At 69.9% G+C, this 16293-nt stretch carries 17 protein-coding genes; 10 read left to right on the forward strand and 7 right to left on the reverse strand.

Features of this window, described 5'->3' with window-relative positions; all coding sequences use genetic code 11:
* Nucleotides 1-41: 41 nt before the first annotated feature.
* The 3 genes from ABD830_RS09015 to ABD830_RS09025 all read left to right on the forward strand — a co-directional run bounded on the left by ABD830_RS09015 (nucleotide 42) and on the right by ABD830_RS09025 (nucleotide 3557).
* On the forward strand, nucleotides 42-767 hold the full coding sequence (locus ABD830_RS09015) for a TetR/AcrR family transcriptional regulator (RefSeq protein WP_344986041.1): 726 nt from the start codon (nucleotides 42-44) through the stop codon (nucleotides 765-767).
* A 78-nt stretch (nucleotides 768-845) separates the two neighbouring features.
* Entirely contained in the window at nucleotides 846-2099 is a 1254-nt protein-coding gene (locus tag ABD830_RS09020; RefSeq protein WP_344986042.1) for a lamin tail domain-containing protein, read from the forward strand.
* A gap of 135 nt (nucleotides 2100-2234) precedes the next feature.
* Nucleotides 2235-3557, forward strand: coding sequence for a glycoside hydrolase family 30 protein (locus ABD830_RS09025; protein ID WP_344986043.1), 1323 nt, complete (start codon nucleotides 2235-2237; stop codon nucleotides 3555-3557).
* A gap of 69 nt (nucleotides 3558-3626) precedes the next feature.
* Here the strand turns inward: ABD830_RS09025 and ABD830_RS09030 are convergent, their stop codons facing one another.
* The 3 genes from ABD830_RS09030 to ABD830_RS09040 form a co-directional block, all read right to left on the reverse strand.
* On the reverse strand, nucleotides 3627-4727 hold the full coding sequence (locus tag ABD830_RS09030) for a 5-methyltetrahydropteroyltriglutamate--homocysteine S-methyltransferase (protein ID WP_344986044.1): 1101 nt from the start codon (nucleotides 4725-4727) through the stop codon (nucleotides 3627-3629).
* A 6-nt stretch (nucleotides 4728-4733) separates the two neighbouring features.
* A complete protein-coding gene (locus ABD830_RS09035) occupies nucleotides 4734-6179 on the reverse strand; it encodes an acyl-CoA synthetase (RefSeq protein WP_344986045.1) in 1446 nt (481 codons plus the stop codon).
* A gap of 95 nt (nucleotides 6180-6274) precedes the next feature.
* Nucleotides 6275-7081 (reverse strand): PaaX family transcriptional regulator, encoded by an 807-nt coding sequence (locus ABD830_RS09040; RefSeq protein WP_344986046.1) that lies wholly within the window; start codon nucleotides 7079-7081, stop codon nucleotides 6275-6277.
* An 86-nt stretch (nucleotides 7082-7167) separates the two neighbouring features.
* Between ABD830_RS09040 and ABD830_RS09045 the strand changes: the two genes are divergently transcribed.
* From ABD830_RS09045 to ABD830_RS09065, 5 genes are read left to right on the forward strand one after another with little or no spacing between them, the layout of a single operon-like run.
* Nucleotides 7168-8343 carry an ABC transporter substrate-binding protein gene (locus ABD830_RS09045; protein WP_344986047.1) on the forward strand — a complete coding sequence of 392 codons (1176 nt, stop codon included), beginning with the start codon at nucleotides 7168-7170 and terminating at the stop codon, nucleotides 8341-8343.
* A 3-nt stretch (nucleotides 8344-8346) separates the two neighbouring features.
* Entirely contained in the window at nucleotides 8347-9102 is a 756-nt protein-coding gene (locus ABD830_RS09050; RefSeq protein WP_344986048.1) for an ABC transporter ATP-binding protein, read from the forward strand.
* A complete protein-coding gene (locus ABD830_RS09055; RefSeq protein ID WP_344986049.1) occupies nucleotides 9099-9758 on the forward strand; it encodes an ABC transporter ATP-binding protein in 660 nt (219 codons plus the stop codon). Before ABD830_RS09050 ends, ABD830_RS09055 begins: the two co-directional genes overlap by 4 nt.
* Entirely contained in the window at nucleotides 9755-10615 is an 861-nt protein-coding gene (locus ABD830_RS09060) for a branched-chain amino acid ABC transporter permease (RefSeq protein ID WP_344986050.1), read from the forward strand. The genes ABD830_RS09055 and ABD830_RS09060 overlap by 4 nt, the downstream gene beginning before the upstream one ends.
* The gene (locus ABD830_RS09065) at nucleotides 10612-11589 is read left to right on the forward strand and encodes a branched-chain amino acid ABC transporter permease (protein ID WP_344986051.1); all 978 of its coding nucleotides are present in this window, start codon (nucleotides 10612-10614) and stop codon (nucleotides 11587-11589) included. The genes ABD830_RS09060 and ABD830_RS09065 overlap by 4 nt, the downstream gene beginning before the upstream one ends.
* Before the next feature lie 10 nt (nucleotides 11590-11599).
* Here the strand turns inward: ABD830_RS09065 and tsaA are convergent, their stop codons facing one another.
* Nucleotides 11600-12016, reverse strand: a complete 417-nt coding sequence (gene tsaA, locus ABD830_RS09070; protein WP_344986052.1) for a tRNA (N6-threonylcarbamoyladenosine(37)-N6)-methyltransferase TrmO — start codon at nucleotides 12014-12016, stop codon at nucleotides 11600-11602.
* A gap of 307 nt (nucleotides 12017-12323) precedes the next feature.
* Nucleotides 12324-13229 (reverse strand): ankyrin repeat domain-containing protein, encoded by a 906-nt coding sequence (locus tag ABD830_RS09075; RefSeq protein ID WP_344986053.1) that lies wholly within the window; start codon nucleotides 13227-13229, stop codon nucleotides 12324-12326.
* 118 nt (nucleotides 13230-13347) lie between these two features.
* Here ABD830_RS09075 and ABD830_RS09080 point away from each other — a divergent pair, with 118 nt between their 5' ends.
* Nucleotides 13348-14022 carry a TetR/AcrR family transcriptional regulator gene (locus ABD830_RS09080; RefSeq protein ID WP_344986054.1) on the forward strand — a complete coding sequence of 225 codons (675 nt, stop codon included), beginning with the start codon at nucleotides 13348-13350 and terminating at the stop codon, nucleotides 14020-14022.
* 3 nt (nucleotides 14023-14025) lie between these two features.
* The gene (locus ABD830_RS09085; protein WP_344986055.1) at nucleotides 14026-14373 is read left to right on the forward strand and encodes a hypothetical protein; all 348 of its coding nucleotides are present in this window, start codon (nucleotides 14026-14028) and stop codon (nucleotides 14371-14373) included.
* On the opposite strand, the gene ABD830_RS09090 is transcribed toward ABD830_RS09085, so the two are convergent.
* The gene (locus ABD830_RS09090) at nucleotides 14343-15515 is read right to left on the reverse strand and encodes a sensor histidine kinase (protein ID WP_344986057.1); all 1173 of its coding nucleotides are present in this window, start codon (nucleotides 15513-15515) and stop codon (nucleotides 14343-14345) included. The two genes, ABD830_RS09085 and ABD830_RS09090, sit on opposite strands and share 31 nt — an antisense overlap.
* A 3-nt stretch (nucleotides 15516-15518) precedes the next feature.
* A complete protein-coding gene (locus ABD830_RS09095) occupies nucleotides 15519-16172 on the reverse strand; it encodes a response regulator transcription factor (RefSeq protein WP_344986059.1) in 654 nt (217 codons plus the stop codon).
* Between the last annotated feature and the right edge of the window lie 121 nt (nucleotides 16173-16293).

Consider the following 16293-nt stretch of genomic DNA (forward strand, 5'->3'; position numbering starts at 1 on the left):
CGGCGTACGCATATGCGCACGATGTGCGCTAAGGTGAGGTCATGCCGACGAACGAACAACCGATCCCCTCGGTGTGGGCAAGACCTCGCCGTGGTCGGGAGCAGCCCGCGCTGAGCCGCGAGCAGATCGTGGCCGAGGCCGTCCGGCTGCTCGACGAGGAGGGCATCGACGCCCTGAGCATGCGCCGTCTGGGCAGCAGGCTCAACGCCGGGGCCACCTCGCTCTACCGCCACGTCGCCAACAAGGACGAGCTGTTCGAGCTCGCCGTGGACGAGGTCTACGGCGAGCTGCCCCTGCCGGAGCAGACCGACGCCGCCGGGTGGCGGGCGGGCATCGAGCAGACGGCCCGCAGCCTGCGCGCCACGATCCTGCGCCATCCGTGGATCGCCGCCAAGCTCGGCGAGGTCGGCCTGGCCTACCTCGGGCCCAACATGCTCCGGCAGACCGAGCACATGCTCGGCGTCTTCGAAGCCGCCGGCTTCTCGCTCGACGAGGCCGACCAGGCGATGAACACGCTCGTCGCGTACGTGCTCGGCGTGTCCACCGGCGAGGCCGCGATGCTGTCCATGATCGCCCGCAGCGGCCAGACCCAGCAGGAGTGGGTGGAGCGCCTGTGGCCGGCGGCCGAGCGGGCCGTCCAGGACTACCCGCGCCTGCGCGCCCGCTACGCCGCGCAGCGCGGCCAGGATCTGCCAGAGTCCGACCAGGACAACTTCGAGTACGGCCTCCAGCGGGTTCTCGACGGCCTCCAGACCCGCCTGGGCTGACCCGGCGTCGCACGAGGGTCATGGACGCTGCCCTGATGGCGAGTTACGCTCCGCTCGCCACAAGATGGGGGGCAATCCATGAGTTACACGCTCTTACGCGGCAATTTCGTGATCCGGTACGCGGATCTCCCGCGACAGGGCCCCGAGCCCGACGGCGACACCGTGAAGTTCCTGCCCGACTCGCCCGCGCTGGTGGAGGCGCTGCCCAGGCGCTCCGGCCGGCCACCGAAGATCAACGGTCGCGGCGTCTCCGTACGCCTGGAGGCCGTCGACGCCCTGGAGACCCACTTCGAGGAGACGCACCAGGAGCTCGCCGGAGCGAACGCGGCGCGGGACGAGCTGCTGCGCCTGCTGGGCTTCACCAACGTGCGTTACTGGGAGGACCTGCCGAACAAGGTGAGGTCCGCGGACCAGGACTCCATCCGCGGTCACGTGCTCACGAACGGGGTCGACGCGAACGGCCGGCTGATCGGGTTCGTCTACGCGGGCGACCATCCGGGGGCCGACGGGTCCTCGGTGTTCCTGGACCCGGCGCTCGCGGACGCGTCCGTGAACGGCACGCTGCTGGCCGCCGGGCTGGTCTATCCGGCGTTCTACGCGACGCTGCCCGCGGAGCTGCGTACGCATCTGGCGGCGGTGTCGCAGGCCGCCAGGGGGAAGGCCGTCGGCATCTGGCCCCGTTCCACCGCCGACCCGAACGGCGCCGCCGCCGTCACCGGCCTGGCGGACGCGGAAGGCCTGGTGATGTGGCCGAAGCTGTTCCGCCGCATCGTGCCGTACCTGGCGGCCGGGTTCACGGACTTCGACGGCTTCGACGCGTGGCTGCGGGCGGACCCGGTCAACCGGGACGACGAGGTGTTCCTGCTGGGCAAGCTCGAACGCGGCAACCTGCACGACGTGATCAAGGGCGCCGGGCAGCAGATCCAGCTCACGGTCTGGCCCGAGGAGTTCGTCATCGCCCCCGACCCGGCCCAGCCGGGAACGTCCGTCAAGCCGCCGCTCGTCGCGGCCGGCGACCTCCTGATCATGGCGGCGCTCCCCGACCCGGCCGGCGCCGACCTCGGGCACGAGACGGTCACGCTGCTGAACCTCACCCCGGCCCCGATCGACCTCGCGGGCTGGGCCCTGTCGGACGCCGCCGGCGGCCGCAAGGCGCTGACCGGCACCGTCGAGGGCGGGGCGGCGCAGAGGGTGACGCTGGACGGGGCCGTGCGCCTGGACAACAAAGGGGACACCATCATCCTGGTGGACCCCAAGGGCACCTCGATCGACCAGGTGACGTACAAGGCGGACCGGGTCAAGGCGGGCCGGACGATCGCCTTCGGCCGCTGACCCCCACGGGCACTCGTCTTCGGGCGGGTGCCCTCAGGTCAGGGGAAACGGTTGACGGCAGACGTCTCCACCGCTTACGGTTCCGGCGATATCGGTGAAATATATCTATATTTTTCCGAAACTTTCGGAGGCGTCATGCTAAGAGGAGTCGTCGCGGTCGCCCTGCTCGGCCTCCCCGCGGTGAACCCGTCCCAGCCACCGGCCGTCACCGTGAACGAGCACGTCAGGCACCAGGAGATCGACGGCTTCGGCATCTCCCAGGCGTTCCGGCGCAACGAGCTGCTCAAGGCTCTGTCCGAGTCCCAGCAGCGGGAGGTCCTCGACCTGTGGTTCGACCGCGAGAAGGGCGCCGGGCTGAGCATCCTGCGGCTCGGCATCGGCTCGTCCCCCGCCGGCAGCCCGTACGACCAGATGGTGTCGATCCAGCCCGAGGACCCGGGTGGCCCTGACGCCCCGCCCAAGTACGTCTGGGACGGCGACGACAACAGCCAGGTGTGGGTCGCCAAGGCGGCCAAGGCGTACGGGGTGAAGCGCTTCTACGCCGACGCCTGGAGCGCCCCCGGCTACATGAAGGACAACGGCACCGACACCAACGGCGGCACGCTGAAGCCGGAGTGGCAGCAGGCCTACGCCGACTACCTGGTGCAGTACACGAAGTTCTACGCCAGGGAAGGCATCAGGATCACCGACCTCGGGTTCACGAACGAGCCCGACTGGACGGCGTCGTACGCCTCGATGCGCTTCACTCCCGAGCAGGCCGCCCAGTTCGCCAAGGTGCTCGGGCCGGTCGCCAAGGGCGTGAACGTGGTCTGCTGCGACTCGTTCGGCTGGAACCAGTCGAAGGCGTACACGGCCGCGATCGAGGCCGACCCCGAGGCCCGCCGCTGGGTGAAGACCCACGCCGGGCACACGTACGCCAGCCCCGTGGACGCCCCGCTCCCGACGAGCAGGCGCACCTGGATGTCGGAGTGGAACCCCAACGGCAGCGCGTGGAACGAGAACTGGGACGACGGCAGCGGCTACGACGGTTTCACGATCGCGCAGGCCGTGCACGACGCGCTCACGCTCGGCAACGTCAGCGGCTACGTCTACTGGCTGGGCGGATCGCGCGGCGCGACCAGGGCGCTGCTGCAGCTCGACGACACGGCGAAGACGTATCACGTGTCCAAGCGGCTGTGGGCGCTGGCGGCGTACAGCAGGTTCATCCGGCCGGGCGCGGTCCGGCTGGACGCGCAGGCGGCGGATCCGGCGCTGAAGGTCTCCGCGTTCCGCAACGCCGACGGCTCGCGGGTCATCGAGGTGCTCAACACCGGCACCGCGCCTGTCACGTGGGAGGGCGTGCGCGGGCGGGCGACCGCGTACCTCACGGACGGCGCCAACTCGCTCACCCCGTCCCCGGTGACGGGCCGCACGGTGATGCTCCAGCCGCGGGCGCTCACCACGATCGTCATCCGCTGACGAGCCGCAGGAGCCCGGGCAGGCGCCGGCCCGGGCTCCTGTCCCGTCACCGCTCGGCCGCGACCGAGGTCAGCCCCACACCTCCTGCGCCGTCTCGACGATCAGCCGGAGCTTGGCGAACTGCTCGTCGGCCGTGAGCTGGTTGCCCTCCACCGTGGACGAGAAGCCGCACTGCGGCGACAGGCAGAGCTGGTCGAGGTCGATGAACTTGGCGGCCTCGTCGATCCGCCGCTTGAGCGTGTCCTTCGACTCCAGCTCCCCCCGCTTGGTCGTGACCAGCCCCAGCACCACCATCTTCCCGGGCGGCACGAAACGCAGCGGCTCGAAGCCCCCGGAGCGCTCGTCGTCGTACTCCAGGAAGAACCCGTCCACCTTCAGCTCGCTGAACAGCGCCTCGGCCACGAAGTCGTAACCGCCCGAGGCGGCCCAGGAGGAGCGGAAGTTCCCGCGGCACATGTGCGTGGTGATCGTCATCCCGGCGGGCTTGGCGGCGAGGGCGGCGTTGATCTGCTTGATGTAGCGCAGATGCATGTGCTCGGCGTCGTCGCCCCGGGAGGCCAGCTCCGCCCGCTGGGCCGGGTCGTTCAGGTACGCCAGGCTCGTGTCGTCGAACTGCAGGTAGGTGCACCCGAGCGCGCCGATCCTGCGCACCTGCTCGGCGTAGGCCGTGCTGAGGTCGCGCCAGAACTCCTCGACGTCGGGGTAGACCTTGGGGTCGATGGCCGCGGGCCCGCCCCGGTAATGGACCATGCTCGGCGAGGGGATGGTCAGCTTCGGCACGGCCGTGCTCACCGTCTCACGCAGGAAGGTGAAGTCGTCGGCGAAGACGGGCTCGTTCAGCCTGATCCGGTCGTGCACGCGCAGCGCGGCCGGGGTGAACTCGATGTCGCCCCGCTCGTTGTGGAAGCGGACGGTGATGTGCTCGTCGGTGGCCTGGCCGATGCCGCCGAGCTGGTAGATGAAGTCCATGTGCCACGACGCCCGCCGGAACTCCCCGTCGGTCGCGCTCTGCAGCCCGATCTCCTCCTGTCTGCGTACCACCTCCCTGATGGCCTCGTCCTCGGCCTCCCGCAGCGCGTCGCCCGCGAGGGCCTCGCGGGCGGTGAGCAGCGTGGACGGGCGGAGCAGGCTGCCGACGTGATCCGCGCGGAACGGCGGCGAGGTACGCATTGACGATCATCTCCTGTGGTCGTGGAGGCCGGAACCGTAGAGCTCTCTGAGGGGGGCCTTGAGCAGCTTGCCTGCCGCGTTCTTGGGTAATTCGGCTACGAATTGTAGATATTTCGGGATTTTGAAACGGGCCAGGCGGCCGTCCAGGTACGTGAGCAGTTCCCCAGCCTCGACCGTCGAACCATCCCGCGCGACGACCAGGGCCTTGCCCACCTCGCCCCACTTCTCGTCCGGCACGCCGATCACCGCGCATTCGGCGACCGCCGCGTGTTCGTACAGCACGCTCTCCACCTCGGCGGGGTAGATGTTCTCGCCACCGGAGATGATCACGTCCTTGAGCCGGTCGGAGATGCGCACGTAGCCGTCCTCGTCGGCCACGCCGACGTCCCCCGAGCGGAACCAGCCGTCCGCCGACAGCGCCTTCGCGGTCTCCTCCGGCCGCCGCCAGTAGCCGGGCGTGACGTTGGGGCCCTGTACGTACACCTCCCCCGACTCGCCGGGACCCGCGGCGGAGCCGTCGGACGCGACCAGCCGGACGTCGGAGAAGAAGCACGGCACCCCGGCCGAGCCCGCCTTGGCGATCGAGTGCTCGGCCCCGAGGAAGAGGGCGCCGGGGGCGGTCTCGGTCATGCCGTACCCCTGGAGGAACGTCAGCCCCCGATCCTGATACATCCGGATCAGCGGCTCGGGCACCGGCGCGCCCCCGCACAGCAGGTGCCGCAGGCTCGACAGGTCGGCCCCCGCCCAGCGCGGCGACCGCGCGAGGAAGCCGAACATCGACGGCACCCCGAACATCACCGTCACCCGCTCCGCCTCGATCAGGTCGAACGTCCTGTCCACGTCGAACGAGGGCTCCAGGATGACCCGGCCACCCTTGAGCACCGTGGGGACCAGCGTCTGGGCCAGCGCCGCGATGTGGAAGAGCGGCGCGCTGACCAGCGTGACCTCGTCGTGCGCGAGCGGCACGTCGACCAGCAGGTTGAAGGTGTTCCAGGTCAGGTTGGCGTGGGTGAGCATGGCGCCCTTGGGCCGCCCCGTCGTCCCGGACGTGTACATGATCAGGCACACGTCGTCCTGGCGCACCGGCTCGTCGATCGGCTCAGGCGAACCGGACGCGATCACCCTCTCGTAGTCGGCTGCCGCGAGGTGCCGCCCCGGCAGCCCGTCTCCGTCCTGCTCCTCGCCCAGGATGAGAACCGAGGGCTGCGCGTCCTCCAGGATGAAGCGGAGCTCGGGCCTGGCCAGCCGGGCGTTCAGCGGGACGAAGACCGCCCCCAGCAGCCCCGCCGCGAAGAACGTCTCCACCATCGCGGGCTGGTTGACCCCGAGGAAGGCGATTCGCTCGCCGCGCCCCACGTCCAGCGCGGACGCCAGCCGGTACGTCCGTTCGCGCAGCTCACGGTAGGTGCGATCACGCCCCCGGTACGTCAGTGCCACCCGCTCGGGCGTCATGCGAGCCCTGCGAGCCGGCCACGAGCCAATCCCCTGATTCCGCATCGGCCTCCTTGACGCTCAAGCCATCAAGTTAGGCCACTATCCGACTGCTGTCACCGTTCTGCCCAACTTTCATCGGGCAGGACGTCGAGGAGCCGTTCCGCGATCCGCGCCGCCTCCGGCCTGAACCGCTCGTGCAGCGCGTGGCAGACCCGCTGCGCCTTCTCCGCGGGCCAGTCGTGCGGCAGGTACCGCAGCGGCAGCCGCGGATCGGTCCTGATGATCTGGAGCCAGCCGGTCAGCAGCGTCAGCGACCGCGCCAGGTCGTCGGGCGCGTCCGGCGCGGGGTCGGCCCGGTCCCAGCGCCCCAGGAACTCGCGGTAGCGCTCGCCCAGGCCCGCCAGGTCGTACGCGTCCCCGACCAGCGCCTGCATGTCGGTGGGGTGCCTGGGCTCGGCGGAGAAAACCTTCACGTTGGCGCCGAGGTCGTCGATCACGCGGGCGGCGTCCACCTCGCCGGGCGCGATCCACAGGCCGTTCTGCAGCGGCCCGAACCCGGCCCAGACCAGCCGCGAGCGGAGTTCGTGCCGCTGCCGCTGCCAGGACTCGGGCAGCGAGAAGCCGATCAGCGTCCAGCGGTCCTCGTCGGCGTCGTTGACGACGCCGCTGTGCCAGATGCGGCGCTCGCCGTCCTTGAGGACCTCGGCGCTCGTGGAGGTGAGGCCGAAGTACATGCGGCGGCCGGAGCGCTGCCGGCGCAGCAGGCCGCGGCGGACCATCCGGGTCAGCGTCGAGCGCGTCGCCTCCTCGGAGATCCCGACCTTGGCGAACGCCTCGATGAAGCTGCCCGAGGACACGCAGATGCCGCGGCCGTACACATGGTCTCCCAGGAACGTCAGCATCACCGACTGAGGCCGCATCGAGAGCCCTCCCCGTATATTGGGCAAACTATTGACAGCCGTAATCTATCTGCCTACATTCAGGGCCACATCCCAGGAGGTCCCTGATGCGCAGGCTGCTCCCGTCCCTGGTTTGTCTCACGTTGACCGTTGCCGCGTGCGGTGGTGGCTCAAGCACCGAAGGCTCGATCAAGGTGGGCCTCATCGTCTCCCTGACCGGCAACTACACCCCGCTCGGCAGCGAGGACAAGAAGGCCGTCGAGCTGGCGGTCGAACAGGTCAACGCGCAGGGCGGGCTGCTCGGCCGCAAGGTGGAGCTGGTCACGCGCGACGACAAGACCGCTCCCGACCAGGGCATCGTGGCCTACAACCAGATCAAGGGCGACATCGACGCGCTGATCGGCCCGGTGTTCTCCAACGCGGCCCTCGCGGTCGAGCCGCTCGCGCAGCGCGACAAGATGCCGTACCTGTCGCTGGCACCCGCGCAGGAGCAGGTCGAGCCGGTCAAGTCGTACGTCTTCGTCACCCCCGCCCTGTCCAGCATGTACGCCGAGCGCTACCTGCAGTACATCCAGGCCAAGGGCATCAAGACGGTCGCGGTGGCCTGGGACTCCAAGAGCGCCTACTCGGTCTCCGGCCACAAGTCCATGGTCGCCCTCGCGTCCAAGTACGGCGTGAAGATCGCCGTGGACGAGCCGTACGAGACCACGACCTCAGACTTCAGCCCGCTCTTCACCCACGTGCGCGGCTCCGCCGCCGAGGCGCTGGTGTTCTGGGGCTCGGGCGCGCCCGGCGTGACGGCGGCCAAGCAGTACGTGGCCTCCGGGCTCAAGACGCCGCTGTTCCTGACCGCGTCGCAGGCCAGCAAGCTCTGGCTGGAGCCGATGGGCGGCGCGGCCGAGGGCATGACCGTGCAGAGTGCCATCGGCGTCGTCGGCGAGCACCTGCCCGACGGCAAGCAGAAGCAGGTCATCGAGCAGATGGCCAGGCCGTACCAGCAGAAGTACGGATATCCGCCGCCGCAGTTCGCGCAGGACGGCTACAGCGCGAGCCTGCTGCTCTTCGAGGCGATCAGGAAGGCCGGCGTCACCGACAAGGCCAAGGTGCAGCAGGCGCTGGAGCGCATGGACCTGGTCACGCCGAACGGCCGCTTCCGCTACTCCGCCACCGACCACTCCGGACTCTCCCCCGAGTTCATCTCGGTCAACACGGTGCAGAAGGGGAAGTTCGTTCCCACCGACTGGGCCAAGGAGCAGCTCGCCAAGACCGTCGGCGCGGGGTGACGCGTGCTGACGGTCACCGGTCTCTCCCGCTCCTTCGGCGGCGTCTACGCCGTCCGCGACGTCTCGCTGACCGTCGCGGACGGCGAGGTCTGCGGCGTCATCGGGCCGAACGGGGCGGGCAAGTCCACGCTGTTCAACCTGATCACAGGGCATCTGACGGCCGACCACGGCCAGATCTCGTTCCTCGGGCACCGCGTGGACCGGCTCGCGCCGCACCGGCGGGCCAGGCTCGGCATGTCGATCGTGTTCCAGGCGGCCAGGGTGTTCCGCGGCATGACGGTCAGGGAGAACGTCATGGTCGGGATGCACGGACGTACCGGTGCCGGGTTCGTGTCGGCGGCGCTGCGGCTGCCGCGGCACCGGCGCGACGAACGGGAGATCGCCGCCGAGACGGACGCCGTTCTCCGGCGGGTGGGGCTGGCCGATTGGGCGGACCGGCCCGCCGACCTGCTGCCCATCGGGCAGCAGCGGGCACTCCAGCTCGCCCGCGCCCTGTGCGCGCGGCCCCGGCTGCTGCTGCTCGACGAGCCCGCCTCCGGGCTGCGCGGCCAGGAGCGCGAGCGGCTCGCGGCGCTGGTGGAGGAGCTGCGCGCGGACGGCCTGACGATCCTGCTCGTCGAGCACGACGTCGCGTTCGTGACCCGGCTGGCCGACCGCGTGGTGGTGCTCGACCTGGGCCGGGTCATCGCGGACGGCTCCCCCGCCGAGGTGCGGGCCGACCCGCTGGTGCTCGCCGCCTATCTCGGCCAGGCCTCATGATCGACGTCAGGGACCTGGTCGTCTCGTACGGCACCGCGACCGCGCTCGACCGCGTCACGCTCACCGTACGGCGGGGCGAGATGGTCGCCCTGCTCGGCCCGAACGGCGCGGGCAAGTCGACACTGGCCAACACGCTCGCGGGGCTGGTCCAGCCGGCCTCGGGCACGGTCGAGATCGGGGGCAGGCTGGCGCTCATCCCGGAGGGCCGCCAACTTTTTCCTGATTTGTCGGTCGCGGACAACCTGGCCCTGGGCGGATGGCGCTCGGGCGAGCGCGACCCCTCGTACGTCTACGACCTGCTCCCCCGGCTGGCCGGGCTGGCCGGCCGGCGGGCGGGGGTGCTGTCCGGGGGCGAGCAGCAGATGGTGGCGTTCGGGCGGGCCATGATGTCGCGCCCGTCCGTGCTGGTGGTGGACGAGCTGTCGCTGGGGCTCGCGCCCAACGTGACCGCCGACCTGGCCGGGCACCTCGCCGAGCTGAACCGGGAACAGGGGCTGACCGTGCTGCTCATCGAGCAGAACGCGCGGCTGGCGTTCGAGCTGTGCGGGCGGGCGTACGTGCTGGAGTCCTCCCGCGTGGTGGCCGAGGGCGAGTGCGCGGAGCTGGCCGGCGACCCGCGGGTGGCGGGCGCGTACCTGGGCGGGGCGATCACATGAGCGCCTTCCTCACGTACCTGCTGAACGGGCTAGCCGTCGGCTGCGCGATCGCGCTCGTCTCCGGCGGCCTGGTCGTCATCCACCGGGTCACGGGTGTGGTGAACTTCGCGCAGGGCACGTTCGCGGTCGTGGCGGGGCTGTGCACGTCCTCACTGCTCGGGCTCGGGCTGCCGCACGGGCTGAGCGAGGTGGCCGCCGCCCTGGTCGCGGCGCTCGCGGGCCTGCTGACCGGGCTCGCCGCCATCGGCAGGCGGGGCACCACGCCGCTGTCGTCCCTGATCGTCACGCTCGGCGTGGGCGTGCTCGCGTACGCCGTCGAGATCGTCCTGTGGGGCGACCAGCCGCGTTCGGCGCCCGGCCTCGCGGGCTCGGTGACCGTGGCGGGCGCGCGGATCCAGACGCAGTACCTGCTGGTCATCGGCGTGACGGCGGCCACGTTCGCGCTGCTCGCGCTCTTCTTCGGGCGCACCTACCTGGGCAAGGCGCTGACGGCGTGCGCGTCCAACCCGTACGCCGCCCGCGTCGTCGGCATCGACACGCGGCTGATGGGGCTGATGGCGTTCGCGCTGGGCGGGCTGCTCGGCGGGGTCGCCGGGGTGCTGGTGACGCCGCTGCGGCCGATCTCGTTCGACACCGACGTGACGCTCATCGTGAACGCCTTCGCCGCTGCCGTCTTCGGCGCGCTCACCCGGCCCGTGATCACACTGGCCGGCGCGCTGCTGCTGGGCGTGGCCGAGACCATGGCCGCGGGGTACGGCTACGGGTCGCACCAACTGGAGGTGGCGCTGGGTCTCATGATCGTCGTGATGATCGTACAGGTGAGCCGGCGCCCGGCCGTCTCGCAGGAGCCGACGTGATCCGCGCGGCGGCCGGGCTGCTGGTCGCGGCCGTGACGCTGGCGCTGCCCGCGGTGCTCGACGACAGCGCGCTGGCCGTGTACATCCTGCTCGGGCTGGCCGCGATGGTCACCGTCGGGGTGTCGCTGCTCATGGGGTACGCCGGACAGGTCTCCCTGGGCCAGGGCGCCTTCTACGCCATCGGCGCCTACACCGCCGCGCTGCTGTCACTCCATGGCGTGCCGCCGCTGGCGGGCCTGGTCGCCGCCCCCGTCGCGGCGGCCGGGTCGGCGCTGGTGATCGGCGTGCCGCTGCTGCGGCTGCGCGGGCACCATCTGGCGTTCGCCACGCTGGCCGTGCAGCTCATCCTGCTCTCCCTGGCCGGGCAGTTGGAGATCACCGGCGGGGACATCGGGCTGCAGGCGATCCCGCAGTTCGCGATCGGCTCGTTCGAGGCGGGCTCCGCGGCCGCGTACGCGTACATGACCTGGGCGGGGCTGGCGCTCGTGATGCTGGTGACGCGGAACGTCATCGACTCCCGGCCGGGCCGCGCCCTGCGCGCGCTGGCCACCAGCGAGACCGCCGCCGCGTCCTCGGGGATCCCCGTCGGGCGGTACAAGCTGGTGGTGTTCGCGCTGTCGGCGGCGTTCGCGGGGCTGGCCGGCGGGATCTACTGCTTCTACACCGGGTACGTGGCGCCGGGGTCGTTCCCCGTGCTCATCTCGATCCAGTACATCGTGATGGCCGTCGTCGGGGGGCTCGGCACGATCTGGGGCGCGGTGGTGGGGGCGGCCGCGATCACGCTGCTCGTGCAGGGGCTGAACAGCCTGGCCGCGGTGCCGGGGATGCCGTCGTCCGCGCCCAGTGTGCTGTCGTACGCCGTGTACGCGCTCGTGCTGATCCTGGTCGTGCTCTTCCTGCCGCACGGCCTGCTGCCCGCACTCTCGGGACGCCTCTCCCGGAAGCGGGACGCCTCGCCCGTGGAAACCCGCTGATCGTCGCCGGTTACCGCTCGCCCCCCGGGTCCAGGACAGGTTTCACGTCCAGGACCGGCGTGCCGTCGAGTGCCTCGAGATTCCGCACGCGCAGCCGCAACCCGTCGATCGAGACGACCTCCACGCGGTGCAGCCCTATGGGGTTCGGCCGGTGCGGCGAGCGGGTGCTGAACACCCCCTGTTCCGGCCGGCTGAGGTCGCCGCGCGGATGGACGGTGAGCACGTCGCGGCGCGCGCGATCAAGCCAGGTCAGCACGAGGACCTCGGTTCCTGGCCGCAGGCCCTGGATGCCGTCGCGCACTCGTTCCTCGAACACCAACCAGGCTTCCGGAGAGCCCTCATCGCCCTGCAACGGAGCTGTGCCGGCATTCGTCAGGGGTGATTCGACCCGACCGATCGGCTCCAGCCATAACCCTGCTTCAGTCACGTTTCCTCCGCCGTACCGAGATGTCGTACAGGCCAGCAGAGCCATGAGCGTAGCCGAGATCAATGGGCCACGCGGACCGCCTCCGCCGCGGGAACGCCGACTGGCACCTCCCGTGCCTGGCCCGCGTAGCGCCCGACCAGCACCTGCTGGGCGTCATCGAGCCGCACGTGGGCAGCCACGAGCCCGCCCCGCTGCCGAAACGGGCAGCACCGGGAAGCAGTACACCCTGTCATATTGACGATCGGAGCCAGCTCGGCGCTGGGTCCCCGAGCGTTGGCTTGAGCGGATGGGGTCCGCCAAGTCGAGGTCATTGCCGGCGGCGACGATCGAGGGTCGAGGCGTCGTTGTCCGTGCGGGCATCGTTGAGCACCGGCGCCCAACCCAGTCGCTCGGCCAGCTCTCGGGGTGTCTCGTGAGGGTCGCTCTGGAGATCTGGGTCGGCGCCGTAGCGGAGAAGCACCGCGACGACATCCAGCCGTGGCGTCAGCAGTGCGCCGTGCAGTGGTGACCACCCGACGGCGTCGGCCGGTCCGTTGACAGCGGCTCCTGCCGCAAGTAGCGCCTCCACAATCTCGACCGGCCCGCCGAGGGCCGCAAACAGCGGATACGTGCCCCCCAATCGAGCTTGAGCGTCGGCTCCGGCGTCGAGCAGGCGCCGGACCAGATCAACGTCCTTCCATTCGATGGCCCGGAACAGCATGGGATCCGTAACGGCAGACAGCGGGCGCGGCCCATCTGGGTGAGGATCGTAGCGATCGATGATGAGCTGAAGATCGCCCCAGTCGCCGCCGTAGACCATGTCTTCAGCGGCACCAGGCTCGCGACTGTGCGCCAGCTCGTTGTACTTGTCCCAGGCGAAGAACACGTCACCGGGACCAAGGTGGGACCAAGGCAGGCGTCCCCATATCTCGTCGTCGAGGACTGTGCGCACTCTCAGGATGAGGTAGTAGTCGGAGTCGTCTCCATTGACGCGCGGCAAGTTGCAGTTGAGCGGGTCAGCGAGAGCAGCATGTCTACCCTCGTGCCGCACCACCACCGTGCGGTGAAGCGACACTCCGTTTGCCCCGTAGTAGAACCGATCGCCAGGTTCACCGACGATGAGGGCGCGCCAGTCGGTCCCCAACCACTCGCCGTCGGCGTCACGGGCAGGCAGCGGCACGTCGAAGTACGCGACCGTGTCCCGACTGGCCGAGGCGCCACCGGACACTGCCATGGTGGCAAATGATAGCCCGGCGCATCGAGCACCCGACCAGCCCAAGATCGCCATGAGGATGGACGGACTCCCTCGCCTCTGCTTGCAAAGCACTGAACACACGTTTAGTGTATTGAACATGTGTTCAGCCCATCTGGGAGACGAGGGCTCGGCGGATCTGACCGCCACCGCCAAGATCCGCAATGCCGCCATCGCGCACTTCGCCCGCGACGGCTTCCAGAAGACCAACCTGCGCGCCATCGCGGCCACGGCAGGGGTGAGCGCCGCCCTGGTCATCCACCACTTCGGCAGCAAAGAACAGCTCCGCAGCGCCTGCGACGACCATGTGCTGCGCGTCCTGATACGGCGCGCTCACGGCGTCGCCGACCCGGTCACCATTCAGGACATCTCCCGGGAATACGTGTCCGACCCTGAGGAGTACGGCCGCCACGTGCGGTACATGGCACGCGCGATCGAGGAGGACACGCCCGCGGCCGCCACGTTCGTCAACACGCTGGTGGACGAGTCCGAGCAGATCCTGCGGGCCGGGATCGCCGACGGCTCGCTGCGCCCGTCCTCGGACGTGCGGGCGCTGGCGGTGCTGAGCGTGCTGATCAGCCTGTCCACCCTGACCATGGCGCCGCCACTGACGCGTGCGCTCGGTTACGAGCAGGCCGGTCCTGACGTGCTGCACCGCCTCGGGCTGACCATGCTGGAGCTCTTCACCCACGGCATGTACGCGGACGACACCACCCTGAAGGCGGCCCAGGCCGCCTGGGAAGCATCACAGGACTCCCCGAAAAGAGATGAATGACCGATGCCATTCGCCATCCCGGCTCTGACGCCGTTGCAGGCGAGCCTGTGGCTGACCCTGTGTGGCAGAGCGCTCGACAACCGCCTGTCCCACCCGATCCTCGGCGACACGATGGCCGACGAGGTCGTGCGGAAGGTCGGCTACGACTACAAGAGGCTCCGCATCCCGTCGAGCAGCGCCATCTACATCGCCCACCGGGCCAGGAAACTCGACGAGATCGCCCGGCGCTTCATCGCCCGCCACCCCGACGCGGTCGGCCTGGACCTCGGCGCCGGACCGCTGACGAGCGCCATGCCATGTCCACGGTCCGAGGTTCGCGCTCACTTTCTCGGCGGTGGGCAGCCGCCTTGAAGCGGGAACGCGATCTCCACCAGGAGTCCTCCAGCAGGAGCGGCGTGGGCGGTGATGACCGCGTTGTGGGCCGAGGCGATGGCCTGAACGATGGACAGGCCGAGGCCGTGGTGCCCGTCGTCGTACGTCGTCCGCTCGGTCCTGAGTCGCTGGAACGGCGCGAACAATCGCTGGATCTCCCCTTGCGGGATAACCGGCCCGGTGTTGGAGATCGACAGTAGAGCCCGCCCATCCCGAACCCCGGTCGAGACGTTCACCCGGCCGTCCGGCACGTTGTAGTACACGGCGTTGTCCACAAGGTTGGCGACAAGTCGTTCGATCTGGGCCGGATCGCCCGAAGCGGGCGCGGACTTTAGCACCGCCTCGATCCAGGAAGGCGAGGTGTGCAGCACCCGCCGGACGACAGCGGCCAGGTCGAAGTGCTCTTGCCGGTCCAGCCCGCGCTCGCTGTTGGCAAGCATGAGCAGCGCTTCCAGCCGACGGCCCTGGTCCATGCTGAGCGCGAGCAGTCGTTCGGTCATGGCACGGTACGACGCCAGCGTGGCCTCGCCATCGGTCAGTGTCTCCTCCAGCAACGCGCGTTCGAGGGTCAGCGGCGTGCGAAGTTCGTGCGCGGCGTTGGCGACGAAGTGCTTTTGCGCGTCGAACGCCGACTCCAGCCGAGCCAGCAGCCCATCCACGGTGTCGGCCAGGTCCTTCAGCTCGTCGTGGGGCGTCTGGACCGAAAGCCGCTCGTGCAGGTTTCGGGCGGAAATCTCCCGAACGGTGGCCGCCATCGCCGCCATGGGCCGCAACGCGCGGCCCGCGACGAACCAGCCCAGCGCCACCGAGAAGACTCCCATGATGGCCAGTGCGATCCCCGACTGGACCAGCAGCTCATGCAGGATGCCCTCGCGCTGGCGGGCCCCCTGTGCCCAAAGCTCGCGGGCGATCCCGGGCAGGCTGGGCAGTCGGTCGCTGTTGTACGAGACGTCGCCTTGCTGTGGCCCGCCGAACTGTCCCGTGCCGTAGAAAACTCCTGCGGCATGGCTGACCAGCAGATATGTGATGCCGAGCAGGATCGCGCCCGAAACGGCGAAAACCGAGCTGTACAACAGGGTCAATCGCAGGCGCAGGCGCATGGTGAGGGCGAGCAGGCGCATGGCTCAGATCCGATACCCGCTCCGGGGCACGGTCTCGATCAGCGGCGGATCGCCCAGTTTGGCCCGCAGCCGGTTGATCGTCGCCTTGACTGTCGTGGTGAACGGATCGGCCGCCTCGTCCCACACCCGTTCGAGCAGTTCCTCGGAGGAAACGACGCGGCCCCGCGCGGCCAGCAGGTACTCGAGTACCGCCAGTTCCTTGGGGGTGAGCGCCAGCCGCAACCCGGCTCGGGTGGCGATCCGCTGCCCCGAGTCGAGCCGAAGATCGCCGTTGGTCAGGACGGGCGGCACCGGCGGCTGCGCGCGCCGGGCCAGTGCTCGGATCCGCGCCACCAGCTCCGCGTACGCGAAGGGCTTGGCCAGATAGTCGTCGGCCCCCAGACTCAACCCCTCGACACGGTCGGCGAGCGTGCCCGACGCCGTCAGCATGAGCACGCGCGAGGGGACCCCGCGGGAGATCAGCCTGTCGCACACCTCGTCCCCGTGGATCCCCGGCAGGTCGCGGTCGAGCACGACGACGTCGTACGAGGTCAGCTCGGCGCGTTCGAGCGCGGCGGCGCCGTCGTGGACGACGTCGATCGCCATCCCCTCACGACGCAGCACCCGTGCCACCGATTCCGCCAGTTCGAGATGGTCCTCGACGACCAGCACCCTCATAAACGGCGAGCATACGTGCCGGCGCGGTCACACCTGGGTCACAGAATCACGGACCGGGCTGTGACCAGCTGATCCGTACAAACAAGTCCTGACACGAAAGGACCTGACCTCATGACGAGAC

It is taken from the genome of Nonomuraea helvata, from assembly GCF_039535785.1.
In the GTDB taxonomy this organism is placed as follows: Bacteria; Actinomycetota; Actinomycetes; order Streptosporangiales; family Streptosporangiaceae; genus Nonomuraea; species Nonomuraea helvata.

Coding starts and splice junctions, on each gene's coding strand:
- ABD830_RS09015 (WP_344986041.1), top strand. CDS start 42: ATGCCGACGAACGAACAACCGATCCCCTCGGTGTGGGCAAGACCTCGC.
- ABD830_RS09020 (WP_344986042.1), top strand. CDS start 846: ATGAGTTACACGCTCTTACGCGGCAATTTCGTGATCCGGTACGCGGAT.
- ABD830_RS09025 (WP_344986043.1), top strand. CDS start 2,235: ATGCTAAGAGGAGTCGTCGCGGTCGCCCTGCTCGGCCTCCCCGCGGTG.
- ABD830_RS09030 (WP_344986044.1), bottom strand. CDS start 4,727: ATGCGTACCTCGCCGCCGTTCCGCGCGGATCACGTCGGCAGCCTGCTC.
- ABD830_RS09035 (WP_344986045.1), bottom strand. CDS start 6,179: ATGACGCCCGAGCGGGTGGCACTGACGTACCGGGGGCGTGATCGCACC.
- ABD830_RS09040 (WP_344986046.1), bottom strand. CDS start 7,081: ATGCGGCCTCAGTCGGTGATGCTGACGTTCCTGGGAGACCATGTGTAC.
- ABD830_RS09045 (WP_344986047.1), top strand. CDS start 7,168: ATGCGCAGGCTGCTCCCGTCCCTGGTTTGTCTCACGTTGACCGTTGCC.
- ABD830_RS09055 (WP_344986049.1), top strand. CDS start 9,099: ATGATCGACGTCAGGGACCTGGTCGTCTCGTACGGCACCGCGACCGCG.
- ABD830_RS09060 (WP_344986050.1), top strand. CDS start 9,755: ATGAGCGCCTTCCTCACGTACCTGCTGAACGGGCTAGCCGTCGGCTGC.
- ABD830_RS09075 (WP_344986053.1), bottom strand. CDS start 13,229: ATGGCAGTGTCCGGTGGCGCCTCGGCCAGTCGGGACACGGTCGCGTAC.
- ABD830_RS09080 (WP_344986054.1), top strand. CDS start 13,348: ATGTGTTCAGCCCATCTGGGAGACGAGGGCTCGGCGGATCTGACCGCC.
- ABD830_RS09085 (WP_344986055.1), top strand. CDS start 14,026: ATGCCATTCGCCATCCCGGCTCTGACGCCGTTGCAGGCGAGCCTGTGG.
- ABD830_RS09090 (WP_344986057.1), bottom strand. CDS start 15,515: ATGCGCCTGCTCGCCCTCACCATGCGCCTGCGCCTGCGATTGACCCTG.
- ABD830_RS09095 (WP_344986059.1), bottom strand. CDS start 16,172: ATGAGGGTGCTGGTCGTCGAGGACCATCTCGAACTGGCGGAATCGGTG.